Below are 20,338 nucleotides of genomic sequence, written 5' to 3'. Positions count from 1 at the left end.
GATTGAGGGTGAGCCGATTGACAACGTGGCCTTTTCCCGAGGATCTCGGCGGCGTGAGGGCGCCGGTCCGCGGCAGGGAGGCGGAACTGGCGTTCATCGAGGATCGGCTCGACTCGCTGGCCCGCCGCGAAGGCGGGATCGTTCGTGTCGAAGGCCCTGCGGGCAGCGGCAAGACCATGATCCTCGTGGAGGCTTCGGCATCCGCGAAGCGGCGCGGGATGCGGGTGTTCCACGGGGGAGCGGACCCCGACGACCAGTTCGTGCCGCTCGCCCCGCTGCTGGAGGGGCTGATCGCCGGGGAGGAACCGCTGCCGGACGCCGCCCGGCTCCGGGACCTTGCCGAGGAGCCCGGCCAGCGGTTCTGGCTGCTCCAGGAACTGGTGGACCGCTTGCGGGAGGCGGCGCTGGGCGAGCCCCTGCTCATCGTCCTCGACGACCTCCAGTGGTGTGATGACCTGACACTCCTGACCTTTCACACCCTCGTGGCCCGGCTCTCGCCGCACGCGATCATGTGGCTGGTGGCCGTACGCAGCGGAAGCGTGCCGCCGGTCGTGCGCACGACACTCGACCGGATCCAGCGGGCGGGCGCGCACGAAGTGACCCTGGGCCCGCTCGCGGACCAGGCGGTCACGCAGATCGCGGAGGACGTCCTGGGCGCGGTTCCCGACCCGGACGTCCTTCGCGTCGCCCGCCGCGCCGACGGTGTTCCGCAGCTGCTGGTCGAGCTGCTCGGAGGGCTGCGGGACGAGGGGGTGGTGACGGTCGACAACGGCACGGCCCGGCTGTCGGCCGGATCCCTCCCCAACCGCGCATTTCCCGTCCGCCCCTTGCCCTCCGTCGTGCGCCGCCTCGACCTGCTGTCCGACGCGGCTCGCGAACTCGTGGAAACGGCAGCCGTCGTGGGCCGCCCGGTCACCGTGGGGCTCCTTGCCGAACTGCTCGACAGGTCGTCGGCGGCACTGATCACCGCAGTGCGGGAATCCCTCGATTCCGATCTGCTCACCGAAAGAGGCGATCACCTGGAATTCCGCCACGAACTGATCCGTGAGGCGTTGGAAGCCGATCTTCCCCTCTCCGTGCGCCGAAGCCTGCGCCGTCAGGCCGAGGCACTCATGGAGAGCACGACGCCCCCGGTCGAAACCCTCACACCACCGGTCGGCGGCGCGGAGCACGATGATCGGGCGGCCGTCGACCGGCTGCGCACCGCTGCAGCGGAACTCGCGGCCACCGCTCCCGGATCGGCCGCGGACCTCAGCATCAGAGCGCTGGAACTCACCGCGGCGGACGCTCCGGAACGGCCGACGGTCATCGCCGAGACGATCCCGCTGCTCTGGCAGACGGGCCAGCGGGCCCGGGCCCGGCACCTGGGCGCCTCGGCCCTGTCGACCGGTGGCCTCGGGCCCGAGGACGAGGCACGGATACGCCTCGGCCTGGCGCGCCTGTCCTCCGAATTCGACTTCTCCGAGGCGGTCCGGCAGGCTCGTGCCGGGGCGGCACTGCCCGGGATCACGGCGGCCCTGCGGGCCCGACTGCTCGCGCTCCTCTGTCTCAACCTGTCGATGTCGGGCGCCAACGAAGCGACCGAGCAGGCCGTGGCCGAGGCGCTGGAGACCGTCGAAGCGGCCGGGGACCGGGCCGCCGAGGCCACCATCAGGGTGGTCGACTCGATCGTGAGCTTCCACCGGATGGACTGGAACGAGGCGTTCCGTCAGGTGGACCGGGCCGCCGAGCTGGGCATCGTACCTTCCGCGCATGTTCCGGAGGCCCTGTGGCAGGGCTTCCTGCTGAACGCGGCCGGCCGCTCCGCGGAGGCGCTGGCCGTCGCGGAGGCCGCCATTCGGAACGCCCGGAGCATGGGCCATGCGGCCGCCACACGCATGTGGCTCATGATCCGCACCCGAATCCTCCTCGACGCCGGACGGCTGATGGACGCCCGGGCCGAGGCGGAAGCCGCGTCCGCGACGACGGACGAGCTCGGCAGGGGCAACCTCGCCGACGTCACGCTCTCGTACACGCTGATGCGCGTCGCACTCCACACCGGCGACCAGGAGGCCGTACGAGGGTACGCGGCCGATGCACGGCGGATGCGAAGCGACAGTGCACCGCTCGTCCGCAACATGGGCTCCTGGATGCTGGCGCTGCTGGCGGACTGCGAAGGCCGGCCCGGCCGCGCCATGGCCGCACTCGACGATGTGATGGAGGCGCTCGCTGAGAAGCGGGTTTCCCCCGCCGGCCCGGTCGACCCCGCGGACGCCCCCGTCCTCGTCCGCATGGCGCTGCGGGCCGGCGCACACGAGCAGTCCGCGCTCGCGGTCGCGGTGGCCGAGCGAGGTGCCGCGCGCAACCCCGACGTCACGATCCTCGCCGCCACGGCCGCGCACGCCCGCGGGCTGCACGACAACGACTTCGGTCAGCTCTTGCACGCGGTCCGGTTGTACGAGGACTGCCCCCGGCCGATCGCCCGGGCGTCGGCGCTGGAGGACGCCGGACGCAAGCTGGCCGCCACCCGTATCTCCGAAGCGGTGCCGTACCTGGACAAGGCCCTTGCCCTTTACACGCAAGCAGGCGCCGAGCGGGACGTCGCACGCGTCCGCCGGCGTCTGCGGGCCGCGGGAGTCCGCCGGCGGCCCTCGTCGGCCGAATACGTCAAGGAATGGCCTGAGCTGACGGCGTCCGAGGTCCGTGTGGCACGGCTCGTGGCTCAAGGACTGACGAACCTTCAGGTGGCCGAGCGGCTCTCCCTCTCGCCGCACACGGTGAGTTCGCACCTGCGCCGCGCCTTCACCAAGCTCGACATCACCTCGCGAACGGAGCTGGCACGGCTGGTGGGGGCCCGCGACAGCGGAGAGTAATCGCTTCGTATCCCCTGTCGATGTCGTGTCCCATGGACGATTCGTGCGATGTGCTGACGTCGTCGTTTCCTCAGAATGATCAAGAACTGCGAAAAGGAGAAGAGATCCGCAGTTCACAGGTGGTCGAGAGAGGAACAGTGCATGACCGCAAGGCCTCAGCGGGCCCGTCCTGGCAGCCCCGAGCTTCAGGCGCTTGTCGACGAACTCGCGGAGAGGCTGGGCCGGTCCGTCGCGGTCGACGATCCGCTGGTCCGTATGATCTGCACGAGCCGCCACTTCGGTGACGAGGACCCGGTGCGCATCGGTACGCTGCTCCAGGGCCGCGCCGACAACTCGACCGTCCGGTACGTCCTCGCCCAGGGCGTGGCCCAGTGGCCGAAGCCCGGATTCATCGAGGGCCGGGACGATCTCGGACTGCTTCCCCGCTACGTCGTGCCGCTGCGAGAGCGCGGTTACCTCCTCGGCCTTCTGATGGTGGTCGCGCCGGAAAAGTCGCTCGCGGAGCAGGAGACCGAAGCCATCGCGCGGGCGGCCGAGGCCATGGCCGCGCAGATGTACGCGGAACACCTCGCTGCCGACACCCAAAAGACCGACGAGCGGACTCTGGTGTCGGAGCTGATCGACACCAACGTCGCCACGTCTGCCGCCGCACGCCGGCGGGCGATGGAGTCCGGGCTGCTCGGGGATGCCGAGCACGTGCTGGTCACCGTCGTCCAGCTGTGCCGCGGCACGGAGCCCATGGGGCAGGCCGAGACAGCCCTGTGGGGGACGTTGGAAGGCTTCCGGCAGACACGAACGGCGCACGGCTTCATCGCGATCGACCAGGAACGGGCGATCCTGCTCCAGCTGAGCGACCGGGCTTCCGGTCCGGCCGAGGTCGCCGCCCAGTCCGCCCGCATCCTTGAGGAACTCACCACGTTCCTGGACCCGTCGGCAGCCCCCGTGATCGGCGTCGGCGGGCGGCACCTGGGCCTGCACAACGCATGGAGGTCGTACGAGCAGTCGCTCGTGGCGGTTCGCGCCGCGCGCCGGCTGCCCTCTCTGAAGAGCATGGGCGACTGGGACCTGCTCAGGGAGTTCGCCGTGCTCCTCCAACTCCCGGAGCACGCCCTGAACGAGTCCCTCGTCCCGAAGCCGCTCCGCACCCTGAACGAGGCCGGCGGCGGCGACCGGCTGCGGGACACCCTGCGGTGCTTCCTCGAACACGCCGGCTCGATCCCCAGGACCGCGGAGGCGCTGAAACTTCACCGCTCGTCGCTCTACTACCGCCTGCGCCAGATCCAGGAGATCACCGGACTCGACCTGGACGACGGTGCACACCGGCTCACTCTGCACCTGGGGCTCAGGATCGAGGAACTCCTCACCACGGGCGACGACCTGGGCGCGTGATCCCCACCCGGCCTCGTGGCCGGCTCCCACCGCTTCGACGAAACAAGAACGACCTCCCGCCCGATTCCTGCAACACACGGTGGCGCCGCGCCGCATCCGAAACCGTGGGGGACGGGACGGGCGCGACGGCCAGGCCGTGACCAGGAGAGATGACATGAGGGAATTGATCACGACGGACGGGACACGGCTCGCGTACCGGGACAGTGGTGGCGAGGGCATGCCTCTGGTCATGCTGCACGGCTGGGGTCAGACGCAAGCGATGTTCCGCCATCAGATCGCGGATCTGTCCCCCGGCCGTCGCGTCGTCACCATCGACCTGCGCGGCCACGGACTGTCCGACAAGCCGCATCACGGCTATCGCATCGCTCGCCTCTCCCGCGACGTGCTCGAACTCGTCGACCATCTCCGGCTGGAGCGGTTCGACGCGCTGGGCTGGTCCATGGGCGTCTCGGTGTGGTGGAGCTTCATCGACCAGTACGGCACCGGACGGATCCGGCGCTTCGTCGCCGTGGACCAGCCGGCAGCCGTCGCTGCCGTTCCCTGGACGACCGAGCGTGAGCAGCAGGACTCCGGCGCCATCTTCGATGTGTCGGAGCTTCTCGCTCTGGGCGCCGCACTCGCGGCGCCGGGGGGCGACACAGTGCGTGCCGACTTCGTACGCGGCATGTTCTCCGGCGAGCCCGACCCGGAGATGCTCGCCTTCGTCGCCGAGCAGATCACCGCGACACCCGCGTACGCCGGCGTACCTCTGCTGTTCGACCACTGCGTTCAGGACTGGCGCGACGTACTTCCCCGGGTCGATGTGCCGACCCTGGTGATCGGCTGCGAGGGAAGCCATGTGCACCCGGATTCGCAGCGCTTCATCGCCGAGCAGATTCCCGATGCGCGACTGCACGTCTTCCCCTCCGACGTGGCGAGCTCTCACTTCCCCTTCCTCGAAAACCCGGCCGCGTTCAACGCGGTGGTCGAGAAGTTCCTGGCCGAGGAACCACACGGTGCGGGGTTCCGCTGACCCGATCGCTCGTTCGGATTCTCTTGATGTCCCCGCGCGCGGCGGCGCGGGGACGGGCACGCCGGCATCGGACTTCCTGTCCTCCTTCGCCGCCGAGGCGGAGTTCCGCCGGTCCGTGATCGGGGATCGGTTCTCCCGGACGACCGTTCACCTTCTCGACCGTCGCCGGTCCCGCGCCCCGTTGCAGGAGTTCTCGGCCCGACCCCTGCCTGAGCCACCGCAGGATCCCCCTGCCACGCACCGATTCGCCACGGCCCCGCATCGCCGGGGGAATGCATGGGCTCAGTGCGCTGGCACGGCAGCGGCGGTGCGCCGGTGCACAAGGGGTCTCGTCCCTTCGGCTCTACCGTGGGCGCCTTCGGCACACTGCGCGACGCCCCGCACGGCGGCCCGACACCGAGAAGAGAACCTCTCCATGACCACCCCCGCCCCCACCGTCGTCCTCGTGCACGGCGCCTTCGCCGACGCGGCAGCCTGGATAGGCGTCATCTCGGAACTGCGGAGCTGCGGCATCCCGGTGATCGCGCCGCCGAACCCACTGCGCGGTCTCGCCTCCGACGCCGCCTACGTCGCCTCCGTCGTTTCCCAGATCGACGGCCCCGTCATACTCGTCGGTCACTCCTACGGCGGCGCGCTGATCACCGTGGCCGGCGCCGCGGAGAACGTCGTCGGGCTCGTCTACGTCGCCGCTTACGTACCGCATGAGGGCGAGAGCCTCGGCGAACTGCAGGGGCGTTTCCCCGACTCCCCGCTGGCGAGCAACTTGAAGGAGTGGACGTACCCCCTCCTCGACGGCGATTCAGCCATCGAGGTCACCATCGACGAGGCGGCCTTCCCCTCGGTCTTCGCCGCGGATGTGGCCGAGGACGTCACCCGGGTCCTGGCGGCGGCCCAACGCCCGCTCGCCGCGGCGGCGTTCACCGAGACGGCCTCTGCGGCCGCGTGGCGGACGAAGCCGTCATGGGCCCTGGTAGCCGGGGCCGATCGCGCGATCAACCCCTGTGTGCAGCGCTTCGGTGCTGAGCGTGCCGGGGCCGTCGTCGTCGAGCTACCGGACGCCTCCCACGCCGTCGCCCTGTCCGAACCCAAGCGGGTCGCCGACCTGATCCGGGACGCGGTACGGGCGACGAGCCGACCGGGCCGGCCCTGACCTTCGAGGTGTGCGCACGAGCTCAAGATCGCGTGCTCGGGGAGGCTCGCCGCCATCCGGAGAACCCGTAATTTCGAGTGGTGGCGAAAGGAATTGGCATGAGACTCCCCGTTGAGAAAAGAATCAACGTGACAGTACAGTCGGTGGTGGGTGAATGGTATGAAGTGTCCTTGCTCATGCGGCACTTGCCGGACGATCCACTGGCGGTTCGGATGGATTTTCTCGTGACCGAGAACGAGCCACCGGTCGCCACCTGGGTGTTCAGCCGGGATCTGCTCGCCACTGGGCTCATCCTTCCCTCGGGCGAGGGTGATGTGCGAGTCCGTCCGCACGGTGAGGACGAGACGGACGTCGAACTCGTCTCGGGACGGGCCTGGTGTGTCGTCAGGATGGCATCGGCCGATGTGCGTGACTTCGTGGTCAGGACGCGGTCCGCAGAGGAGTACGGCGGCGAGGAGATCGACACCGCACTCGACCGGATGCTGATGGAGCTTCTCCCGGCGGGCGTCGAGAATGCGGAGTCGTAGGACGCGGAGGCCCTCGTCCAGGACAAACCCCTCCGCCTCCCGCGCCATGGTCCGATGCTCGCGTGGCACACCGACGCCCCGGTCGTCCTGGAGGCCGGTGAGTCGGTAGTGACCTCGGCGAGGCTGGTACTCGTCCCCGACGAACACGCTCAGCCACTGTGCTCACTTCATGCCTGAGGCCGGCGGCGAGGGGCCGTCGACGGGCTGTCGGGGGAGCGCGGCAGTGAGGCCACAGGCCAGAACTCGCCGGATTCTCCCCAGGGCTGATTGCCGGTCTCGGCAGCGTGTGCAGCGATTCAGCCGGATCCTTGGATCGTGAAGCTCGGCAGCCGGTTAGCCTGGGAAAATGCTCACAGAAGTGATCGCGACCCGCTATGTGACGCCCCTGCGTGAGGGTGACTCGCTCCCGGGCATCGTCGAGGCCGACGATCTCGGTATATACGTCATGAAGTTGTCGACCACGTCGCGCTGAACTGGAGCGATGCACCTTCAGTCGCCTCTGACCAGTGCAGATGAAGCGGTTTCCGCAGCGCCCCACCGGATATCTGGCTCGGAGAAGATAACGGAGCCGTAGCCGATGACGCTCTTCTCGGGACCGGGCGGCGGGCTCTCTGTCGTAGCGGCGGAACCGAGCATGGCACCCTCACCGCGCTCAGGCCTCTCGGCATGTTGCACAAACTCCGACGTCGCTGCTTGCCGCGATTGCGCAGAGACGGGTCTCGAACCGTGCTTCAGGATGTGCGATCAGACAAGGCGTGAGCCGGATGAGACATCCAGTTCACCGTGACGACATCGGGAGTCCGCTGTGCTCTGGAGAAAACTGCTCGTCCCCCTGACCTCGCTCCTGCTCCTGCTGACGGCTTCTGCCGGCGCGGGAGCGGCAGCGGCGGCCACCGGTTCCCCTGCCGGTGCCAGTGCCGAGGCGGCCGCGGCCGACTACGGCGCTCCCGGCCCCTACGCCACCGCGGTGGAGGTCGGGGTGGTGACCACCCTGTACTACCCGCGTGACATCGCGACCAGCGACCGCCGCCATCCCGTGATCGTGTGGGGAAACGGCACCTTCGCCTTCCCGGTCGTCTACCGCGACCTGTTGCTCCACTGGGCCAGTCAGGGCTTCATCGTCGCTGCCGCCAACACCCCGCAGTCCAACCTCGGCATCTCCATGCGCGCCGGGATCGACCTGCTCACCCGTCGCAACGCCGACCAAGGCAGCCCCTTCCACGACCGTGTCGACCTGGAGCACATCGGCGCGTCCGGTCACTCGCAGGGCGGCGCCGCCGCCATCGTCGTCGGCGCGGACCCGCGCATCGACACCATCCTGCCCATCCAGCCCGGGCCGCTCGCCGACATCGACGACGTACACGTACCCGCGCTCCTCCTGGCCGGGCAGAAGGACAGCATCGTCTTCCCCTTCCTGGTCAAGAACTTCTACAACGACGCCGACCACATACCGGCCATCTACGGGGAACTGCGCGGCGCCGATCACTTCACGGTCGTGGGCGACCCCGGCCCGTTCGCCGCGCCCACCACCGCCTGGTTCAAGGCACACCTGATGGGGGACCAGACGGCGAGAGCACAGTTCTTCGGGGCCGACTGCGGGATCTGCACCGACAGCGACACCTGGTCCGACGTCCGCCGCAACGGCCTCGCAAACCGGTGACCCGCTCCCGGAGATCCCTTCCGCCGTGACCGGCGGCCGTCCCGATCCACGCCGCCCGCCCCTGACGCTCCCGCGACCAGGGGCGGCCGGCCCCCGTTCGGCGGAGATCCGGCGAACGTCACCGTGTGCGGGGAGTCCGCCGGCGCGATCAGCGTCGCGGCCCTCATGACCAGCCCCCACGCGGCCGGGCTGTTCCACCGGGCGATCCTGCAGAGCGGCCCGCCGCACACGATGTCGCGCCGCGAGGGCGCGAAGACCGTACGGTCCATGGCGAAGAGACTGCGGATCCCGGCCACCGCCGAGGCGTTCGCGGCGGTGGACCGAGACCTGCTGCTGGACGCGCAGGCCGCCGTCGTCGACCGGTCCGACCCCATCGGCGGCGGTCCCGGCTTCCACATCGTGGTCGACGGCGACGTGGTACCCGCCGCCCCGCCCCTTCCCGAGGTCGACCTGCTGGGCTGCAACCGGGAGGAGTACCGGCTGTGGTTCGTACCCGGCGGAACCGTGGACCGGATCACCCGGATCACCCTGCGGCTGGCACTGCTGAAGATCCGTGTCCCGCAACGCGTGGCACGCCTGTACCGAGCCACCCGGCCGCACGCCAAACCCGGTGAGATCCTGGGAGAGATGGCCACCGACCTGCTGCCGCGGGGGCCGCTCAACCGCCTCGCCGACTCCCGGCCCGCCCGCACCTTCGTCTACGAATTCTGCTGGCGCTCGCCCGTGATTGGGACTCGGCGCGTGCCATGCGCTGGAACTCGGCTTCGTCTTCGACAACCTGCGCGCGGCCGAGGACCTGACCAGGCCCGGCGCGCCCCAGCCACTGGCCGACGCCATGCACCGGGCCTGGGTCGCCTTCGCCACTACCGGACAGCCGGGCTGGTCCGGCTGGAACGCGGACCGGCCCGTCATGGTCTTCGACCACCCCGGCGCCGGCCCGGTCCTCGCACCCCGGCACGAGGAACTCGGCGCCTGGCTCTGGCAGATGACAGGCCGAGCGCTCGCCGACGCCGGCCGTGGTTCATCCGCCTTCCGCTGCTCCTGCGGACCCCTGCCATCCGGTGACCCCGCGGTGATCCGCGGGCCCGGCCAGGTCCCTGGCGATGAGCGCCGCCTGGATCAGCCGCGCCTGCGCGGGAACCGCGAGGTCGAGGCCCGTCAGCGCGCTCACTCGCTGCAACCGGTAGTCCAGGGTGTTGCGGTGGACGCACAGCTCCAACGCCGTCTGGCGGCGGTTGAGCCCCCGCTCCACGAACACGCGCAGCGTCTCAAGCAGGTACGGATGCTCCTCCAAGGGGTCGAGTTTGGCCGCCAGCCGCACCAGGCCGTCCCCGGGGCGTGCAAGCTGGTGCTCCAGCAGCACGTCGTCGAGGCGGTAGCACCCGGGCGGGCGTCCCAGGCGCCGGACGAGATCCAGCACGCAGCCGGCCTCCTGCGCCGCCGAGGAGATGGCCCCTGGTACGGAGGAGCGGGCGGCGGCGGCGCGCACGGGCTGCCCCACGTCCTTCTCCAGCCGGGCCACCAGGCCCGGCACGTCGGACCTGCCCGGCAACAAGGCGATCCGAGCGACGTGGTCCATCAGCACAGGGATCCCGGTGAAGGCGTCGAGCGAGGACTGCACCAATCTGCTCGGCGGGTCGGACTCGAACGCGAAGGCAACCACCTCGTATTCACCCACCACGGCCACCCGCGCCACGCCCGCCAGCTCCTCGTACGGCCGTCCTGCCAGCAGGGCGCCGAGCAGGGCCCGCCGTACGCGCTTGTCCTCGCTGTGGAGGTCCTCCTGGGCGTTCTGGTGGGCGAGGACGACCGCGGGCAGCGCGGCGTGCAGGCAGGCGAGCAGCTTGCCGCCCGCCCCGGCCAGCTCACCGGGCTCCGCGACCTCGGTCAGCGTCTGCCACCACACGTCGGCGCCGATCAGGTACGCGGCGATCACCGCCTCCAGGGGGACGCGCTCCTCGGCCCGGCGCGCCGACCACTCGATGAGCCGGGTCAGATCGCCCGGCCCCATCGGACCCCCGCCGCCGTCGCGCAGTGCCCTGAGCAACAGTGCGTGCACCGCCGCGATGGACCGCGCCACCTCGCCCTGGAGGGTGGCGCGGGGCAGCGCCCCGTAGAACGGCGCCTCCGCCGCGCAGCGCGCGACCACGACGGCCGTGAGGTCATCGACCCGGGCGGCCATCCGGGCGTGCAGGTCCGACATCGGCGCATCGTCACACCGCCCCGGCCGTGCCGTCAATCGGAGCCCCGGGGCCGGCGGCGCGGGCAGTGCGTCGGGCGTGTCCCCGAACCGCTCCCGGCCGCCAACTCATCCCGCACCTGGGCCAGCTCCCGCTCAGGAACATCGCCGCAACGGATCCGCGGGCGTTCATAACCAAGTTGGAGTCAACAGTCTTGTCGGTCGACTGCCAACGCGGCGTCCTTTCTGAGCTTTCGCCCATTCCGGAAGCGGCCGTCGACGACAAGCGCCTCGAGCGCAACCCTGTGCACGCGAAATCTGTGCGCTGGCCCAAATCGTCACGGGAGCCGCGCGACGCACGGCCAATGGGAACGGCGCTTCGCGTCCGCGACGCCATCAACCCGGAGGGGGAGAGGGAGAAGGTCTGCCTGCTGCTCACCACGCGCTTCGGCAACGCCATCGCGGTGAACACCTGGAACACCTACACCTGGAAGCCGGCGTTGGCTGCGGCCGACGTCATCCCGCCACGTGCCGAGGGAGCGAAACCCTGGCAGTGGGCGGCGGTCCATAAGGACGGATTCCATGTACTCCGGCACACCTATGCCTCGCTCCTGCTGGCGCCAGGAGAGTCCATGGTGACCCTGGCGTGGTGGCTCGGACACTCCTCGCCCGCGATCACCCTCGGTTACTATGCTCACCTCATGCCGGAGGCGGGCAGCAAGGGACGCGGCGCCATCGACGGGGCCCTTGGGGAGCGGGGAGGCCGGCAGGCCGATCGAAACTCCCCAGATTCTCCCCAGCATCGTTGACCACGACTTCTTGCCCTGCGCCCCCGAAGCAGTGATCCACGGATTGCAAGTCTGAAGAGATAGGTGGCCTGGGAAAGTGTTGGATGAGGTTGTAGCGACCCGCTATGTCACGCCCCTGCGTGAGGGTGGCTCGCTCCCCGGGATCGTCGAGGCCGATGATCTCGGCACCTACGTCATGAAATTCACCGGCGCCGGACAGGGCCGCAAGACACTGGTCGCGGAGGTCATCTGCGGGCAGCTCGGCCGCAGTCTCGGACTGCGGGTCCCCGACCTCGTACAGATCCAGCTCGACCCGGTCATCGGGCTCGCCGAGCCGGACCAGGAGGTGCAGGAGCTCCTCAAGGCCAGCGGCGGACTCAACCTCGGGATGGACTTCCTGCCAGGCTCGATCGGCTTCGACTCGCTCGCCTACCAGGTGGACCCGGTGGAAGCCGGACGGGTCGTCTGGTTCGATGCGCTGATCAACAACGTCGACCGGTCCTGGCGCAATCCGAACATGCTGATCTGGCACGGCGACCTGTGGCTCATCGACCACGGCGCCACCATGATCTGGCACCACAACTGGCCTGGCGCCCAGGCGTCCGCCGCCAAGCCGTACAACGCCTCCGACCACGCGCTCGCCCCGTTCGCGCCCGACATCGCGGCGGCCGCCGCCGAACTCGCCCCGCTGGTCACCGAGGAGCTGCTCACCGAGGTCGCGGCGGACGTCCCCGACGAATGGCTGGTGGACGAGCCGGGCTTCGACAGCACCGACGAGCTGCGCCGCGCCTACGTCGAGGCACTGCTGCCGCGCGCCGCGACCATCCATGAGCGGATCACGATGGAGGGCCCCACCGAGCCCAAGCCGTCCCAGGCCCCCGGCTGGCTCACCGAACACCTCACCCCCTGGCCGCACCCCACCAAGAAGCACGACAAGGACGGTCGGCCGTGAGCGAGCGCGATGTCTTCGAGTACGCGCTGCTGCGCGTGGTCCCGCGGGTGCAGCGCGGCGAGTTCTTCAACGCGGGTGTGGTGGTGTACTGCCGTGCACGCGGTTTCGTGGCCGCCCGCACTCACCTGGACGAGACCAAGCTGAAGGTTCTGGACCCGACCGCCGACGTGGTCGGTGTGCGGGCCGCGCTGCATGCCGTCGAGGGCGTGTGCCGCGGCGGTACGGACGCGGGTCAGGCGGCCGGGGACGACGCCGGCCGCCGTTTCCGCTGGCTGATCGCGCCGCGCTCCACCGTCATCCAGCCGAGCCCCGTGCACAGCGGCCTGACGGCCGACCCGGAGGCCGAGGTCGAGCGGCTGCTGGATCTGCTGGTGCGCTGATCCGCCGCCCGGCGGCTCCGCCGGCGAGCGCAGTGCGGGCGGAGCCGCCGGGTGTGACATGCGCCCCGGCGGCCGTGGGCCGTTGACACCGGGTGCCAGGGCTTCTAGCGTCTCGTCTGCTGAAGGTACTAAGCGGTTGCTCAGCTATCGGGAAGGTTTCGGGCACACCAGGTTCCGTGCCGGAGCTGCCCCGACGTCCGCTGAGCGGCGATCCAAGGGCGAGGAGAACCAAGCATGTCCACCACCGAGCAGCGCGTCGCCGTCGTGACCGGAGCGGCGCGGGGCATTGGCGCAGCCACCGCGGTACGCCTGGCGGCCGAGGGCCGCGCCGTCGCCGTACTCGACCTCGACGAGGCCGCCTGCAAGGACACCGTCGAGAAGATCACCGCTGCCGGGGGCACCGCGCTCGCGGTCGGCTGCGATGTGTCGGACAGCGCCCAGGTGGAAGCCGCGGTCGCGCGGATCGCCGCCGAGCTCGGCGCCCCGACGATCCTCGTCAACAACGCGGGCGTGCTCCGCGACAACCTGCTCTTCAAGATGAGCGAGTCCGACTGGGACACCGTGATGAACGTGCACCTCAAGGGCGCGTTCCTGATGGCCAAGGCCGTCCAGAAGCACATGGTGGACGCCGAGTTCGGCCGGATCGTCTCGCTCTCGTCCTCCTCGGCGCTCGGCAACCGCGGCCAGGCCAACTACTCCGCGGTCAAGGCCGGTCTCCAGGGCTTCACCAAGACCCTCGCCAAGGAGCTCGGCAAGTTCGGTATCACCGCCAACGCCGTCGCCCCCGGCTTCATCGTCACCGAGATGACCGCGCAGACCGCGGCCCGGGTCGGCATGGGCTTCGAGGAGTTCCAGGCCGCGGCGGCCACCCAGATCCCGGTACAGCGCGTGGGCCGCCCCGAGGACGTCGCCAACGCCATCGCCTTCTTCACGGGTGACGAGGCCGGCTTCGTCTCCGGTCAGGTCATGTACGTCGCAGGCGGACCGCTCAACTGACCGGAAGGGCCGGGGAGATCATGACTGTGCAGGACAGCGGGAAGGTCGCGCTCGTCACGGGTGCGAGCCGGGGCATCGGCTACGGAATCGCCGAGGCGCTGGTGGCCCGCGGCGACCGGGTGTGCATCACCGGGCGCGGCGAGGACGCGCTCGCCGAGGCCGTGGAGCGGCTGGGTGCCGACCGGGTGATCGGCGTGGCGGGCAGGGCCCACGACGAGGCGCACCGGGTCGTGGCCGTGGAGCGCACCATGGAGGCGTTCGGCCGGGTCGACTTCCTGGTCAACAACGCCGGTACGAATCCGGTCTTCGGGCCCATCGCGGAACTCGACCTCGGTGTCGCACGCAAGGTCTTCGAGACCAATGTGCTCTCGGCGCTGGGTTTTGCGCAGCTGACCTGGAAGGCCTGGCAGAAGGAGAACGGCGGGGCGATCGTCAACATCGCCTCGGTCGCCGCCGTCTCCGCCTCGCCCTTCATCGGTGCGTACGGCATGAGCAAGGCCGCGATGGTCAACCTGACCCTTCAGCTGGCGCACGAGTTCGCGCCGGTCGTCCGGGTCAACGCGATCGCTCCGGCGGTCGTGAAGACGAAGTTCGCCCAGGCGTTGTACGAGGGCCGTGAGGCGGAGGCCGCCGCGGCATATCCGCTCGGCAGGCTGGGAGTTCCCGAGGACATCGGCGGCGCCGCCGCGTTCCTCACTTCGAGCCAGGCGGACTGGATCACCGGGCAGACCCTGGTGGTCGACGGCGGAATCTTCCTGAACGCGGGTGTGGGCTGAGACAGCCTGTGCGGATTTGGTCCTGATTGACTCAAGTGCCCTGTCGGGCCTGCGGATTGACCCGACGGGGCCCTGCGGTATGGTCTGCCGACCCATGGCTGATCGAGGAGCGTTCACGTGTTCTACCGGGCCAGTCTGCAGGCCGCTGCAGCCCTAGCTTCCCTTTTTCTGCTGGCAGGCTGCGGACTTCTTTCCGACAGCGGATCGGAAGTCGAGCAGAAGATAGTCGTCGGTACGACCAGCGAACCCTCCACCCTCGATCCGGCGGCGGCGTGGGACAACTCCTGGGAGCTGATGCGGAACGTCTTCCAGACCCTGGTGAGCTTCCCCACCGGAAGTACGAGCCCCGAGCCCGATGCCGCGGAATGGTGCAAGTTCACCGACACCACCAGCACCTCCTACCGGTGCAAGCTCCGCGAGGGCCTGAAGTTCTCCAACGGCGACAAGCTCGACGCCGATGCGGTGAAGTACTCCATCGACCGGATCTCGGAGATCAAGTTCAAGGGCGGCCCGGTCGGCATGCTCGGTTCGCTCGACCGCGTCGAGACCAAGGGGGACGACATGGTCGTCTTCCACCTCACGAAGCCGGACGCCACGTTCCCCTTCATTCTCGCCACACCCGCGATGTCGCTGGTGGCGCCCAGCGCCTATTCCCGGCACAAGATACGCAGCGACGGGAAGATCACCGGATCCGGTCCGTATCTTCTTGACTCGTACAAGCCGGGAAACCGTGCCGAACTGGTGAAGAACCCGGACTACAAGGGATTCGCCGACCGTAAGAACGACGCCGTGACCATCCGGTACTTCAAGGAGTCCGCCCCCGTGGTGGCGGCGCTGCGGAAGAACCGGATCGACGCGATCTACCGCGGCCTCACCGCCGAGGACGTCGTCAGCCTGGAGGGGAACCAGAACAAGGACAGCAAACTCCAGATCGTCGAGACGGTCGGCGCGGACATCCGCTTCCTGGTCTTCAACCCCGAGGACCCGGCGGCGGGGAAGGTGGCCGTGCGACGGGCCATCGCCCAGCTCGTCGACCGTGACGCCCTCGTGGCCAAGGTCTACCAGGGCACGGCCGAACCGCTGTACTCCATGGTCCCCAAGGGCATCGCCGGGCACACCACCAGCTTCTTCGACGCGTACGGCGATCCGGACCAGGACAAGGCCAAGCGGATCCTGGCCAAGGCGGGCATCACCAAGCCGGTCGAGCTGACGTTCTGGTTCGCCACCGACCGGTACGGATCCTCCACCGCCCCCGAGTTCGACGAGCTGAAGCGGCAGCTGGAGAGTTCCGGGCTGTTCAGGATCACGCTGAAGAGCAAGCCCTGGAAGATCTTCCAGGAGGGCTTCACCAAGGGCCAGTTCCCCGTCTTCGGCCGCGGCTGGTTCCCGGACTTCCCGGACGCGGACAACTTCATCGCCCCGTTCGTCGGCAAGGAGAGCATCACGGGGATGCCGTACATGAAGGACGAGATCACCAGGGAGGTGCTGCCGCAGACCCGCAAGGAGAGCGACCGGGGCGCGGTCAGCAAGCAGTTCGAACGGGCCCAGAAGGTCATGGTCGACGACGTGCGGGTGCTGCCGCTGTGGCAGGGCAAGCTGTACGTGGCCTCGGGTGAGGACATCGGCGGCGGCGAGCGCGCCCTGGACCCGCAGACGGTCATGCAGCTGTGGGAGCTGTACCGCAAGGCCAGCTGGTAGGCCGGGACGGGCTGACAGGGCGCGTTGTCAGTGGCTCCCGGTAGGTTCTCGGGTGAAAAGCTGATTGCTTACCGGAGGTTGTTGAAGTGACCGACACCGACCTGCTGCCCGAGTCCTGGCGCGGCGTCCTCGGCGAAGAGCTGCAGAAGCCGTACTTCAAGGAGCTCACCGAGTTCGTCGAGGAGGAGCGGGCCAAGGGGCCGGTCTACCCCCCGCGCGACCAGGTGTTCGCAGCCCTGGACGCCACGCCCTACGACAAGGTGAAGGTCCTCGTTCTCGGCCAGGACCCGTACCACGGGGAGGGGCAGGGGCACGGGCTGTGCTTCTCCGTGCGGCCGGGCGTGAAGACGCCGCCGTCCCTGCGGAACATCTACAAGGAGATGAAGGAGGAGCTCGGCCTGCCGGTCCCGGACAACGGATATCTGATGCCGTGGGCCGAGCAGGGGGTGCTCCTGCTCAACGCCGTGCTGACGGTGCGCGCGGGCGAGGCCAATTCGCACAAGGGCAAGGGATGGGAGAAGTTCACCGACGCCGTGATCCGCGCCGTCGCCTCGCGGCCCGACCCGGCGGTCTTCGTACTCTGGGGCAACTACGCCCAGAAGAAGCTTCCGCTGATCGACGAGGCGCGCCACGTGGTGGTGAAGGGGGCACACCCGTCGCCGTTGTCGGCCAAGAAGTTCTTCGGCTCCAGTCCTTTCAGGCAGATCAACGCGGCGGTGGCCGCGCAGGGGCATGAGGCCATCGACTGGCGCATCCCCGACCTGGGCTGACCGGCGGTTTTGCCCCGGTCGGCGGCGGGTCCGACGTCCGGCCGGGGACGCCCGCCCGAGCCTCAGCGGGATTGACCGCCGCTGCCGCTAGCGTCGAACGCGAAACGGGGGACGAGCGCGCAGGGAGGTCGCAGTGACGGAGCAGCGGGAGGCGTCCGCGGACGCGGTCATGACCAGGATCGGCCAGGCGGTCATGCTGCTGCACGGCGGTGACCGGGAAGAGGCCCGCAATCGTTTCGGCGAGCTCTGGTCGGAGATCGGCGAGGACGGAGCAGCCCTGCACCGGTGCACCCTCGCCCACTACATGGCCGACACCCAGGACGACGCCGGTGATGAACTGGCCTGGGACCTGCGGGCGTTGACCGCCGCCGACGGACTGACCGACGAGCGGGCGACGCAGCATCCCGACGCGCCGGCGGTGCTGGCGTTCTACCCCTTGCTGCATCTCAATCTCGCGGCGGACTACATGAAGCTCCGGCATCCCGAGGCGGCGCGGTTCCATCTGGGCCGGGCCCGCGCCACCTCCGGCGTGCTTGCGGACGACGGGGCGGACGACGGATACGGGGGAGGGGTGCGCGCGGCGATCGCGCGGCTGGAGCTCCGGCTGCACGAGCTGTGAGAGTGGCCCGTCCGCGGTGGACGGGCCACTGCTCCTTCTGCCCGCCGCGGACTCAGTGACCGTAGGTGTCGTCGCAGATCCGGGATTGAGGGCTGCCTGCGGGCCAGTGCCCGTAGCCCCGTCCCAGCGCGCAGACGTCCGTGCCGGCGACCGGGGCCGGCGGGCCCGGGGCGGGTGCGGTCACGGCGGGCGGGGCACGGTGCGGCCGGGGCCGCGCGACACCCGGGCGCCACTGCTGCCGCGGGGCGCGCGGCGCGGCGCGGCGGGTGTCGGGCGGCGGTGCGCCGTGCGCGGGGCGGGACGCGGAGGCGGACGGCTCGGGGTCCGGCACGGCGTCCAGGGAGTCGTGGACGGGAGGCAGTACGACCTGCGGTGTCAGGTCCTGGACGGGCCCACTGGCCCGGGGCCGCGACGGAACGTCCGCTCGCGGCTCCACGGACACACAACCGGACAGCGTCGTTACGGCCATGCCGACCAGGAGGCTCACGGTGATTCTGGTTCGTTGCACCTGATCACTCTGCGGTGCGAACCGGGCTCCGGTGCGCCGGGCGGCCGTGATTGGCCCGCACGGGTGACGCCGGTCAGCGCGGCACCGCCCACTCGGGCCCCAGCATCCCGCGCAGCAGTTCGGCGAAGCCGGTGCGCAATTCCTCCTCGCTCGGGACGGAGCGGCTGTACGACCCCGCGGCGCACGAGAACATCAGCCCTTCGCACCAGGCCACCAGGGACAGGGTGTGCCGTTCCGGCTCGGTCGATCCGGCAGCCGTCATCAGCGCCGTGAGCGGCTCGCGGAACTGCCGCCCCGTCGCGTCGAAGAACTCCCGCAGCTCCGGACGCCGAGTGGCCTCCAGCGCGAGCTCGTAGCGGCAGACGAGCAGCTCGCGGTGGCGGGTGAGATAGCGATGCAGCGCCAGCGCGAGACCGGCGACCAGTGCCTTCGCCCCGTCGGCGGGACCGCTGTCCGGAGCGGCGCCCGGGGCCGGGAGTTCACCAGGGGCGAGCGCCCGGGTCTCGCGTTCGGCCAGCCTTCGTACCGCCGCTTCCAGCAGGGACTGCCGGGTGCGTGCGTAGTTGGACGTCGAGCCCTGCGGGAGTCCGGCGCGCTCGTCCACCGCGCGGTGGGTGAGCCCGCGCATCCCGCGTTCGGCGAGGAGCGCGAGGGCGGTGTCGGCGATGAGATCGGCCCGGGAGGTACCAGTGGTACGTGTTGCCATGGGGCCAACCTACCTTTGGAACTACATCCGTAGTACGGTGAATCCGTCACTACGGATGTAGTTCCGGTGGGCTCATGCGTGTCTGCGTGGATGCGTGTCTGCGCGGATGTGTGGACGTGTGCATGCGAGAAGGAGTCGAGGAGTCATGGACAAACCCCACGCCGTCGTGATCGGCAGCGGAATCGGCGGCCTCACCGCGGCGGTGGCCCTGCACGGCTGCGGCTGGCGGGTCACCGTTCTGGAGCGCGCGGCCTCACTGGAACCTGTCGGAGCCGGCATCGCCCTCGCCCCCAACTCCCAGCGCGCCCTGGATGTCATCGGCATGGGCGACGAGATCAGGGCCCTCGCCGCCTGGCAGGGCGAGGGCGGGATGCGGGCCCCCGGCGGCCGCTGGCTCTCCCGTACGGACAGCGCTGCCGCGGCCGAGCGGTTCGGTGGCCCGATGGTCCTGCTGCACCGCGCCACCTTCGTCGACCGGCTCGTGGCCCGGCTGCCCGAGGGCGCCGTCCGGACCGGCACCCCCGCGGAGCTGCTGGACCCGGGGACGGCGGGCGGTGCGCCCGCCGTGGTCGGGACGGCGGCCGGGAGCATCGAGGCCGACCTCGTCGTCGGTGCCGACGGCGTGAACTCCGCGGTACGAAGCGCACTCTTCCCGGACCACCCCGGCCCCTCGTACGCCGGATTCACCACGTGGCGCATCGTCGTCCCCGCGCCCGAGCGGCCCTTCGCCCCGCACGAGACGTGGGGGCGCGGCGCCCTCTGGGGCACCCAACCGCTCAAGGACGGCCGGAGCTACGCCTACGGGGCCGCATTCACGCCTGCTGGGACACGCGCCGCCGACAACGAGAAGGCGGAACTGATGCGCCGGTTCGGCGACTGGCACGAACCGATCCCATCGGTCATCGCCGCCGCCGATCCCGGCCAGGTGCTCCGCAACGACGTCTACCACCTGATCGATCCGCTGCCGTCCTTCCACCGGGGACGCACCGTCCTCGTCGGTGACTCCGCGCACGCGATGGCGCCGTCCCTCGGCCAGGGAGGCAATCAAGCCATCGAGGACGCGATCGTGCTCGCCCACCATCTGGCGCCCGGCGGTGACCTCGGCGCCGGGGTGGCGGCGTACACCGCCGACCGGTTGCCCCGCACATCGGCCATCGTCCGCAAGGCCGCCCGCGCTTCGCGTCTGGTGCGTCTGACCAGCGCTCCCGCCGTGGCGTTGCGCGACGCGCTGGTGTTCGCGGTCTCGCGTTTCGGGCCCGGCCTCGTCCTGCGCACCTTCGACGGGACAGCCGACTGGACGCCACCGCGACACACGTATGCTGCCCCTCGCCAGGCGAACACCGCGCCGACGGGCGCCGAGTGAGAGGGAGACCCCT

19 protein-coding genes and 1 pseudogene are annotated in these 20,338 nt (G+C 70.0%); 17 read left to right on the top strand and 3 right to left on the bottom strand.

Going from position 1 to position 20,338, the window contains the following annotated elements; genetic code table 11:
- Positions 1-53 precede the first annotated feature (53 nt).
- The 8 genes and pseudogenes from IE107_RS29235 to IE107_RS29205 all read left to right on the top strand — a co-directional run bounded on the left by IE107_RS29235 (position 54) and on the right by IE107_RS29205 (position 9,655).
- Positions 54-2,852 (top strand): ATP-binding protein, encoded by a 2,799-nt coding sequence (locus IE107_RS29235; RefSeq protein WP_229867323.1) that lies wholly within the window; start codon positions 54-56, stop codon positions 2,850-2,852.
- A gap of 141 nt (positions 2,853-2,993) precedes the next feature.
- Positions 2,994-4,241 carry a PucR family transcriptional regulator gene (locus tag IE107_RS29230; protein WP_189547360.1) on the top strand — a complete coding sequence of 416 codons (1,248 nt, stop codon included), beginning with the start codon at positions 2,994-2,996 and terminating at the stop codon, positions 4,239-4,241.
- Between the two features lie 154 nt (positions 4,242-4,395).
- The gene (locus tag IE107_RS29225; RefSeq protein ID WP_189547359.1) at positions 4,396-5,253 is read left to right on the top strand and encodes an alpha/beta fold hydrolase; all 858 of its coding nucleotides are present in this window, start codon (positions 4,396-4,398) and stop codon (positions 5,251-5,253) included.
- A 415-nt stretch (positions 5,254-5,668) separates the two neighbouring features.
- Positions 5,669-6,403 (top strand): alpha/beta fold hydrolase, encoded by a 735-nt coding sequence (locus IE107_RS29220; RefSeq protein WP_189547358.1) that lies wholly within the window; start codon positions 5,669-5,671, stop codon positions 6,401-6,403.
- 98 nt (positions 6,404-6,501) lie between these two features.
- Positions 6,502-6,930 carry an SsgA family sporulation/cell division regulator gene (locus tag IE107_RS29215; RefSeq protein ID WP_189547357.1) on the top strand — a complete coding sequence of 143 codons (429 nt, stop codon included), beginning with the start codon at positions 6,502-6,504 and terminating at the stop codon, positions 6,928-6,930.
- 346 nt (positions 6,931-7,276) lie between these two features.
- Positions 7,277-7,387, top strand: a pseudogene (locus IE107_RS35815) (HipA family kinase); the annotation flags it as partial.
- 348 nt (positions 7,388-7,735) lie between these two features.
- Complete coding sequence (locus IE107_RS29210) at positions 7,736-8,590, top strand: alpha/beta hydrolase family protein (protein ID WP_229867319.1); 855 nt, start codon at positions 7,736-7,738, stop codon at positions 8,588-8,590.
- 123 nt (positions 8,591-8,713) lie between these two features.
- Entirely contained in the window at positions 8,714-9,655 is a 942-nt protein-coding gene (locus IE107_RS29205; RefSeq protein WP_373302520.1) for a carboxylesterase family protein, read from the top strand.
- On the opposite strand, the gene IE107_RS29200 is transcribed toward IE107_RS29205, so the two are convergent.
- Complete coding sequence (locus IE107_RS29200) at positions 9,612-10,793, bottom strand: PucR family transcriptional regulator (RefSeq protein ID WP_189547356.1); 1,182 nt, start codon at positions 10,791-10,793, stop codon at positions 9,612-9,614. The genes IE107_RS29205 and IE107_RS29200 overlap by 44 nt on opposite strands.
- 191 nt (positions 10,794-10,984) lie before the next feature.
- Here IE107_RS29200 and IE107_RS29195 point away from each other — a divergent pair, with 191 nt between their 5' ends.
- The 8 genes from IE107_RS29195 (at position 10,985) to IE107_RS29160 (ending at position 17,748) form a co-directional block, all read left to right on the top strand.
- On the top strand, positions 10,985-11,578 hold the full coding sequence (locus IE107_RS29195) for a site-specific integrase (RefSeq protein ID WP_229867318.1): 594 nt from the start codon (positions 10,985-10,987) through the stop codon (positions 11,576-11,578).
- Positions 11,579-11,654: 76 nt separating this feature from the next.
- The gene (locus IE107_RS29190) at positions 11,655-12,509 is read left to right on the top strand and encodes a HipA family kinase (RefSeq protein WP_189547355.1); all 855 of its coding nucleotides are present in this window, start codon (positions 11,655-11,657) and stop codon (positions 12,507-12,509) included.
- A complete protein-coding gene (locus tag IE107_RS29185) occupies positions 12,506-12,889 on the top strand; it encodes a DUF3037 domain-containing protein (RefSeq protein ID WP_189547354.1) in 384 nt (127 codons plus the stop codon). The genes IE107_RS29190 and IE107_RS29185 overlap by 4 nt, the downstream gene beginning before the upstream one ends.
- Before the next feature lie 234 nt (positions 12,890-13,123).
- The gene (gene fabG / locus IE107_RS29180) at positions 13,124-13,885 is read left to right on the top strand and encodes a 3-oxoacyl-ACP reductase FabG (RefSeq protein ID WP_189547353.1); all 762 of its coding nucleotides are present in this window, start codon (positions 13,124-13,126) and stop codon (positions 13,883-13,885) included.
- Between the two features lie 20 nt (positions 13,886-13,905).
- Positions 13,906-14,661 carry an SDR family oxidoreductase gene (locus tag IE107_RS29175; protein WP_189547352.1) on the top strand — a complete coding sequence of 252 codons (756 nt, stop codon included), beginning with the start codon at positions 13,906-13,908 and terminating at the stop codon, positions 14,659-14,661.
- A 117-nt stretch (positions 14,662-14,778) separates the two neighbouring features.
- Positions 14,779-16,359, top strand: coding sequence for an ABC transporter substrate-binding protein (locus IE107_RS29170; protein WP_189547351.1), 1,581 nt, complete (start codon positions 14,779-14,781; stop codon positions 16,357-16,359).
- A gap of 86 nt (positions 16,360-16,445) precedes the next feature.
- A complete protein-coding gene (locus IE107_RS29165) occupies positions 16,446-17,129 on the top strand; it encodes a uracil-DNA glycosylase (RefSeq protein ID WP_189547350.1) in 684 nt (227 codons plus the stop codon).
- Between the two features lie 133 nt (positions 17,130-17,262).
- Positions 17,263-17,748, top strand: a complete 486-nt coding sequence (locus IE107_RS29160) for a hypothetical protein (RefSeq protein WP_189547349.1) — start codon at positions 17,263-17,265, stop codon at positions 17,746-17,748.
- A 52-nt stretch (positions 17,749-17,800) separates the two neighbouring features.
- Here IE107_RS29160 and IE107_RS29155 read toward each other — a convergent pair whose 3' ends face one another.
- Entirely contained in the window at positions 17,801-18,256 is a 456-nt protein-coding gene (locus IE107_RS29155; protein WP_189547348.1) for a hypothetical protein, read from the bottom strand.
- Positions 18,257-18,329: 73 nt separating this feature from the next.
- On the bottom strand, positions 18,330-18,962 hold the full coding sequence (locus IE107_RS29150; protein WP_189547347.1) for a TetR/AcrR family transcriptional regulator: 633 nt from the start codon (positions 18,960-18,962) through the stop codon (positions 18,330-18,332).
- A gap of 145 nt (positions 18,963-19,107) precedes the next feature.
- On the opposite strand from IE107_RS29150, the gene IE107_RS29145 reads away from it, so the two are divergent.
- The gene (locus tag IE107_RS29145; protein ID WP_189547346.1) at positions 19,108-20,325 is read left to right on the top strand and encodes an FAD-dependent monooxygenase; all 1,218 of its coding nucleotides are present in this window, start codon (positions 19,108-19,110) and stop codon (positions 20,323-20,325) included.
- Positions 20,326-20,338 lie beyond the last annotated feature (13 nt).

This window comes from Streptomyces gelaticus, assembly GCF_014649535.1.
GTDB lineage: Bacteria > Actinomycetota > Actinomycetes > Streptomycetales > Streptomycetaceae > Streptomyces > Streptomyces gelaticus.
Note: the sequence above shows the minus strand (reverse complement) of the source record. Positions and strands in the feature narration are given on the sequence as shown.

What these genes read in the sequence shown, in the direction of transcription:
- fabG (WP_189547353.1), top strand. Translation starts at nt 13,124, where the DNA reads ATGTCCACCACCGAGCAGCGCGTCGCCGTCGTGACCGGAGCGGCGCGG.
- IE107_RS29200 (WP_189547356.1), bottom strand. Translation starts at nt 10,793, where the DNA reads ATGTCGGACCTGCACGCCCGGATGGCCGCCCGGGTCGATGACCTCACG.
- IE107_RS29220 (WP_189547358.1), top strand. Translation starts at nt 5,669, where the DNA reads ATGACCACCCCCGCCCCCACCGTCGTCCTCGTGCACGGCGCCTTCGCC.
- IE107_RS29150 (WP_189547347.1), bottom strand. Translation starts at nt 18,962, where the DNA reads ATGGCAACACGTACCACTGGTACCTCCCGGGCCGATCTCATCGCCGAC.
- IE107_RS29225 (WP_189547359.1), top strand. Translation starts at nt 4,396, where the DNA reads ATGAGGGAATTGATCACGACGGACGGGACACGGCTCGCGTACCGGGAC.
- IE107_RS29230 (WP_189547360.1), top strand. Translation starts at nt 2,994, where the DNA reads ATGACCGCAAGGCCTCAGCGGGCCCGTCCTGGCAGCCCCGAGCTTCAG.
- IE107_RS29145 (WP_189547346.1), top strand. Translation starts at nt 19,108, where the DNA reads ATGGACAAACCCCACGCCGTCGTGATCGGCAGCGGAATCGGCGGCCTC.
- IE107_RS29175 (WP_189547352.1), top strand. Translation starts at nt 13,906, where the DNA reads ATGACTGTGCAGGACAGCGGGAAGGTCGCGCTCGTCACGGGTGCGAGC.
- IE107_RS29215 (WP_189547357.1), top strand. Translation starts at nt 6,502, where the DNA reads ATGAGACTCCCCGTTGAGAAAAGAATCAACGTGACAGTACAGTCGGTG.